4 protein-coding genes are annotated in these 6487 nt (G+C 71.6%); all 4 read right to left on the bottom strand.

The genetic code is table 11. The features are described 5' to 3' along the window. The coding region (locus FL344_RS19590) for a response regulator (protein WP_141619586.1) at positions 1-1167 on the bottom strand (1167 nt) is incomplete at its 3' end. A gap of 47 nt (positions 1168-1214) precedes the next feature. Continuing rightward, positions 1215-2228, bottom strand: coding sequence for an OmpA family protein (locus FL344_RS19585; protein ID WP_228565195.1), 1014 nt, complete (start codon positions 2226-2228; stop codon positions 1215-1217). Positions 2229-2269: 41 nt separating this feature from the next. Further along, a complete protein-coding gene (locus FL344_RS19580; protein ID WP_228565194.1) occupies positions 2270-5185 on the bottom strand; it encodes a GAF domain-containing protein in 2916 nt (971 codons plus the stop codon). Between the two features lie 122 nt (positions 5186-5307). Next, positions 5308-6429, bottom strand: a complete 1122-nt coding sequence (locus FL344_RS19575; RefSeq protein ID WP_141588527.1) for a hypothetical protein — start codon at positions 6427-6429, stop codon at positions 5308-5310. Positions 6430-6487 lie beyond the last annotated feature (58 nt).

Raw genomic sequence — 6487 nt, 5'->3', positions numbered from 1 at the left:
CTCCGCCTCCGCCTCGATGCGCAGGTCCGTCAGCGCATCCATCATCATCTTCGCGGACTGGAGCGCACGCAGCGCATCATCCGGACGGGCCACCGGCGCGCCGAAGACGGCCATCAGCCCGTCACCCAGGAACTTGTCCAGCGTGCCGCCGCAGGTGAGCACCGCGTCCGACATCCGCCCGAGCACCTGGTTGAGCACCCCCACCACCTGCTCTGGAGGCAGGCTCTCCGCCAGGCCGGTGAAGTTGCGGATGTCCGCGAACAGCAACGTCACCTCGCGCTTCTCGCCGGTGAGCACCACCGCGTCCGCGCTCTTGAGGATTTCCTCCACCACCGCGTCGGACGTGTAGCGCGCGAACAGCTTGCGCATGCGCTCCGTTTCGCCCGTGCGGCGCACCACGCTTTCGATGCGCGCGGCCAGCTCGTCCATGGACGCGGACTTGTTGACGTAGTCATCCGCGCCAGCGCGCAGGCCGCGCACGCGCTCCGCCTCCCCGTCGTTGGCGGTGAGGATGATGGCGGGCACCGCGTGGCTGGGGCCTTCCTTCAGGCGGCGGCACAGCTCCACGCCATCCAGGCCGGGCATCTCCAAATCGCTGAGGACGATGACGGGCTGGAGACGGCCCATGCTCTCCAGGGCCTCGAACGGGTCCTGGAAGCAGAGGACTTCGTAGCCCAGCGCCACCAGGCCCTCCTGCACGAAGGCGCAGGCCAGCGGGCTGTCGTCCACCACCACCACGCGGCGACGACCGTCCGAGGAGGGGCGCGGCAGGTCCTGCCGCCCGGCGATGCGGTTCTGCAGCCCCAGCGCCTCGTAGATTTGCTTGTAGGTGCAGTGGCCCAGCTCCACCAGGATTTCGCCCAGCTTGCGGCCGTCGCGGCGCTGGCGCGCGAGCGCCTCGTCGAGCTGCGCCAGCGTCACGTACTTGAGGCCCACCAGCAGCTCGCCCAGCGCGGGCTGAAGAGGGCTCTTGTCCTGGTGCAGCCCGAGCGCCTCTCCCAGCGCGTCCTGAATCTGCTCTCGCGTGACGTAGCCCAGGGAGATGAGGGCTTCCCCCACGCGCTGCCCGGTGAGGGCCTGGAGGGCGAGCGCCTCCTGCACCTGGCCGGGCGAGACAATCCCCAGCTTGAGCAGCAAATCACCAAACAGGGGGCTGGAAGCACTCATGGTGGGTGAGTGTACCTCACACCCCCCACCCACGGGGAGTCCGGGACTTACGGCCGTCCGCGCGGCGCCACCACCCGGAGGTCCAGACGGCGGTTGGCCTCGCGTCCCTGGGCAGTCTCATTCGACTCGACGGGCTTGTCCGGGCCGAATCCCCACGCCTCCAGCCGCTCCAGCGGGACACCCCGCTCCACCAGGTAGTTCCGCACCGCCTCCGCGCGCGCCAGCGTTACCTCCCGCTGCACGTCCGGGTCCCCGCGGTTGTCCGTATGGCCTTCAATGGCGATGACACCCAGCCGCGGGTGCACCAGCAGGACTTCGGCCACGTTGTCGAGCACCGGCTGGACGCGCGGCTGGAGGGCGGCGGTGCCGGGCGCGAAGGAGATACGCTCCAACAGCTCCAGCCGGTCCGGGCGGATGACGACGCGCTGCTTGCGCGCCGCCGGGCAACCCTGGTTGTCCACCGCGCCCCGCTCACGCGGGCAATTGTCCCGGTGGTCCGCCACGCCATCGCCATCCACGTCCCGCTCCGGGCAGCCGCGCAGCGAGGGCAGTCCCTCCTCTTCGGGACAGGCGTCCTCTTCATCCGGCACGCCATCCCCATCCGCGTCACGGATGGGGCACCCCTCGCGCGAGGCGGGCCCGGGCTCGTCCGGGCACTTGTCCGCCGCGCCCTCCACCCCGTCGCGGTCCGGGTCATCGACAGGGCAGCCCTGCCGCTCCAGCAGGCCGAACACCCGCGGGCAGGCGTCCTTCGCGTCCTCGACGCCGTCCTCGTCCGAGTCGCGGATGGGGCAGCCGTCCCGCGACGCGAGCCCGGCGTGACGCGGGCACTTGTCCAACGCGTCCTCCACGCCGTCGCCGTCCGTGTCCTTCGCGGGGCAGCCCTGGAGCCGCGCGAGCCCGCGCACGGTGGGGCAGGCATCCTCCCCATTGAGGACGCCGTCGCCATCCGCGTCCAGGCCCGGGTCGAGCCGGGGCGCGTGCCGGCAGCCCAGGGCGGCCACGGCCAGCACGGCGGCGGCGAGCAAGGCCCGCCGGTGGAGTGCGCGCGTCTTCATCATCCGCGGAACCAGAGCGCAGCGAGTGCGAGCTGTCCAGGCGCTCAAGCCGGCAAGGGCAGCTCCACGGTGAAGGTGGAGCCCTTGCCCGGCTCGCTCGCCAGGCGGATGCTGCCGCCGTGGGCCTCGACGATGCGCTTGGTAATCCACAAGCCCAGGCCCAGTCCCTTGAAGTGCTGCACCGACGCGGAGCGCTCGAACTGCTCGAAGATGCGCTCCTGCTCCTCCGGCGACACGCCGATGCCCTCGTCGCGCACGGACAGCCGCGCCACCGGGCCCACCGCCTCCACCTCCACCGTCACCGGCCGGCCCGCGCCGTACTTCGCCGCGTTGGTGAGCAGGTTCACCAGCACCTGCTCCAGCCGCAGCCGGTCCCAGTGCCCCGACACCGGCCTGTCCAGCAGCAGCCGCACCTCGTTGCCCGCCAGCGCCAGCTCCTCGGACATGCGGCCCACCAGCTCGCGCGTCAGCGCCGCCAGGTCCACCTCTTCACGCTTCAGTCCCAGCCGCCCCGAGCTGAGGCGCGAGACATCCAGCAGGTCATCGATGAGCAGCCCCAGCCGCTGGCCCGCCTTCGCCGCCCGCTCCGCGCGCTCCGCCAGCCCGTCCACGGCCATCGCCTCGCGGGCCATGCGCGCCAGCAGGTGAATCTGGAGCTGGAGCGCGTTGAGCGGCGACTTCAGCTCGTGCCCCGCCACCGACAGCAGCTCGTCCCGCGCCTTCACCGCCTGCGTGGCCGCGCCGTATCGCCGCGCGTCTTCAATGGCCAACGCCGCGCGCGCCGCCAGGCTCTCCAGCAGCGCTCGCTCCTCCACCGAATACTCGCGGCCCTGCGCCTCGCGCATCACCCCCAGCGTGCCCAGCACCCGGCCGCGCACGCCCAGCGGGACGACGATGACGCTGTGGGGCCCGTAGTGCTGGAGGAAGGGCATGCCCTCCGGCACGCGCTCATCCCGCAGGTCCTCGGCCTGAAGGCGCGGGACGAAGAGCGGCTTCCCCGTCGCCGCCACCCGGCCCGACAGCCCTTCTCCCACCCGCCCCGGACAGCGCCGCATGGACGCGTCCAGCACCGCGCGGGCCTCCGCGTTGGGATGGTGCACCGTCACCAGCTCCAAGCGCGTCGTGTCCTCGGAGAGCAGTTGGAGCACGCACGCGTCTCCGAGCGCCTCCGACACCTTGCGCACCAGCACCTCCAGCACCATGGACAGGTCCAACCCCGCCTCCGCGATGAGGTGGCTGACCTGCACCAGGACGTGGAGCCGCGCCGCCCCGCGCCGGCTCTCCTCCTCCGCCGCGCGCGCCTTGCGGAACAGGTCCGCGTTGTCGATGGCCAGCGCCGCGCGCCCCGCCAGCTCCTCGGCCAGGGACAGGTCCGGGATGTCGAAGGGCGCGGAGGTCTCGCTCCGCATGAAGGTGAGCACCCCCAGCGTGCGCTGCCGCGCCACCAGCGGCGTCAGGATGAGCGAGCCCACGCCCAGCTCGCGCGCGGCCGCGTACAGCCGCGCCGCCGCCGTACGGGTGTCCCCGGGCTCCGCGGTGGGGCGCGCCATCATCCACGGGCGCCCCGAGGCGAGCACCTCCGCCAGCAACGTGGGGCTGCCTTCCTGCGGAGCGAAGCGCAGGAGCTCCAACCCGCGCGGCGCCGATTGCGGATTCTCATAGAGCACGGCCAGCCGCCGCACCACGCCGTCCTCGTACGAATCCACCGCGCAGCCATCCGCGAAGTGCCCCAGCGCCAGCCGCGCCACGCCCGCCACCGTCTCCTCCCAGTCCAGCGATGCCGACACGAGCGCGCTCGCGTCCGCCAGGAGCCGCAGGCGCTGTCCCGCCGCCTCCGCCTGAAGCCGCGCGGTGCGCTCCCGCGCGTACAGCCGCGCGCGCTCCAGTGCCTGACCACACGCGTGCCCCAGGCCGGTGATGGACGCCCGCTCCAGCACCGAGAAGCGCCGCGCCTCCGGGAAGCCAAGGCACAACGTGCCAAAGGCATGCCCTTCCACCTGCAAGGGCAGCAGCACCAGCGCGCGCAGTGCCCCCAGCGAGGGCACCACGTCCCGCACCGCGGAGGGCGTCTCCAGCCACACCGGCGCCCCCAGCACCGCCACCCCGTCTCGCGCCGCGGCGGGCGTCTCCAGCCGCACGGGTGCCCCCGCGCCGTGCCCCGGCACACCACCGCTTCGCCAGGGCGGCACCCGGAGCGCCTCCCGCTGCGCGTTGGACACCCCCAGCGCGGCCTTCAACGCCAGCGTCCCGTCCGGCTCCATCAGGTGCACCAGGCCCACGCCCGCGCCCACCGCGGGAAGCCCCTGCTCCAGCACCACGCGCGCCACCTCGTCCGAGGACAGCGCGCCGCCCAAGGCCTCCGTCACCGCCTGGAAGCGGCGCAGCCGCAGCACCTCCGACTCCTCCACCTCCGCTCGCGCGGACAGCACGGACTGGCGCAGCGTCTCCGCCATGCGCTCGCGCTCCAGCGCCAGCGCCGCCAGCTTCACCGAGAGGCCGAAGCGCCGCAGGTCCTCCTCCCGTGGCCGCCACGCCTCGCGGAAGAGCACGCCCAGCACACCGGCGGCGCCCAGGCCGGAGGCGAAGAAGAGCGGCTGGGACAGCAAAGCCGTGGCCCCCAGGCGGAGCAGGGCGTCCGGCTCGGAGGCCAGCAGCGCGTCTCGCGACACGTCCTCCGCCACCCGGGGCAGGCGCGGCTCACCTGGCGCGGGCGCCTGGGCCAGCAGTTGCTGAGCCCAGATGGCGGCCGCCTCCGCGTCCACGCCGTGCGTGGTGAGCGTGCTCAAGTCGCCCGTCCCGCCCCACCAGCACAGGAAGGCACCTGAAGCCCCCAGCGTGGCGGACGCCTGGCAAAGCAATTCCTCCAGCACCGCCACCACCGGCGGTGCTGCGGACAGCCGCTCCAGGGCCCGCGACATGCGGTCCACCGCGGCTCCCACGTTTTTTCCGGGCACATTCATGCCCCACTCCCCCCGGCACGGACGCATGGCTCCCTGCCTCGAAGCCTCATTCTCCCATGCCAGACGAAGCGTGGAAACCGCACAGCGCGTTGCCCTGAAGTACGGGATTCCCCTCGGGTGCCTCAGTGCTCGAAGACGCGGAAGAAGGCGAAGAAGATTTCCAGCACGATGAGCAGGACGATGACGGCCTCCAACGTGTGAGAGCGGTCGATGTCCACGTCGCCCTTGAGCAGGCCATACGTCTGGGCCAGCAGCTGCTGCTTGCGGGTGACGGCGGCCTGCCACGGCGGGATGCGCATGCGGCGCACGGCGCTCTCGTAGACCTTGGCCAGGTAGAAGTCGCCGATGATTTTGAGACTGTTCTCCACGCGCTCGATGAACTCGTTGAGGTCCACCAGCGTGGAGAGCGTCTGCCGGGCCAGGCTGCGGTAGGGGCTGCGGAACAACGTGGCCCACCCATGCCGCGCGGCCTGCACCTTCTCGTGGATGCGGGTGATGTGCGCGTCCAACCGCTCGTCGTAGTAGCGGAACTCCAACAACTGCGCGTTGGCGATTTCCAGCAGGTCGGGGATGTCTCGCGAGCCGGACGGCTCGTAGACGAAGGCGCTGTTCCAGTCGATGACGACCAGGTCTTGGATGGTGTAGCTGAAGCGCGACTGGAGCACGGATTCGCTCTCACGCGGAGACAGCGGCACCGTGCCGCTTTCGCCCAGGAGCAGCCGGGCCAGGTCCGCGCGCGTCATCAGCTCATCCGCGGTGGGATTGCCACGGATGTGCTCGGCGAAGATGACGGTGTAGCTCTCGTTCTGCTCCCACAGGTGCGGCGCCTGCGCGGCGGGGGCGATGGTGCGGCGCACCCCTTCCACCAACTCCAACGCCAGGTCCTCCAGCGCCTGGCTGTCATAGAGCTCATCCGCCATGCGCGTGAGCGCTTTCAACGAGGTGCCCGGAACGACAGGCACCTGGAGGATGATGGACACGGCGCCATGGTCGAACAGGCGCGCGGTGACATCCACCGTGACGGGACCGTCCCGCAGTGCCAGGGGCCGGCGGCCCAGCTCATAGGCCAGCGGCGGGTTGGGCAGTTGGATGTACTGACTGTTCTCCCGTGACAGCTTGAGCCGGCGCGAGTCCTCCGTGAGCACCCGGCGCGCGCGCTCCAGGTCCAGCTCCTCCGCGATGTCGAAGGTGCGGTAACAGAGGACGTACGCCTTGTCGAAGAGCAGCGGTTCGGCAGCGTCCATGGTGCGTGAAGCCTAACCCGCGCCCATGACAATCCGTGGCCGGCCACCCTGGCATGCC

Source organism: Myxococcus sp. AB036A (assembly GCF_006547355.1).
In the GTDB taxonomy this organism is placed as follows: Bacteria; Myxococcota; Myxococcia; order Myxococcales; family Myxococcaceae; genus Myxococcus; species Myxococcus virescens.
The sequence above is the reverse complement of the archived record's forward strand: the minus strand, read 5'-3'. Positions and strand labels throughout refer to the sequence as shown.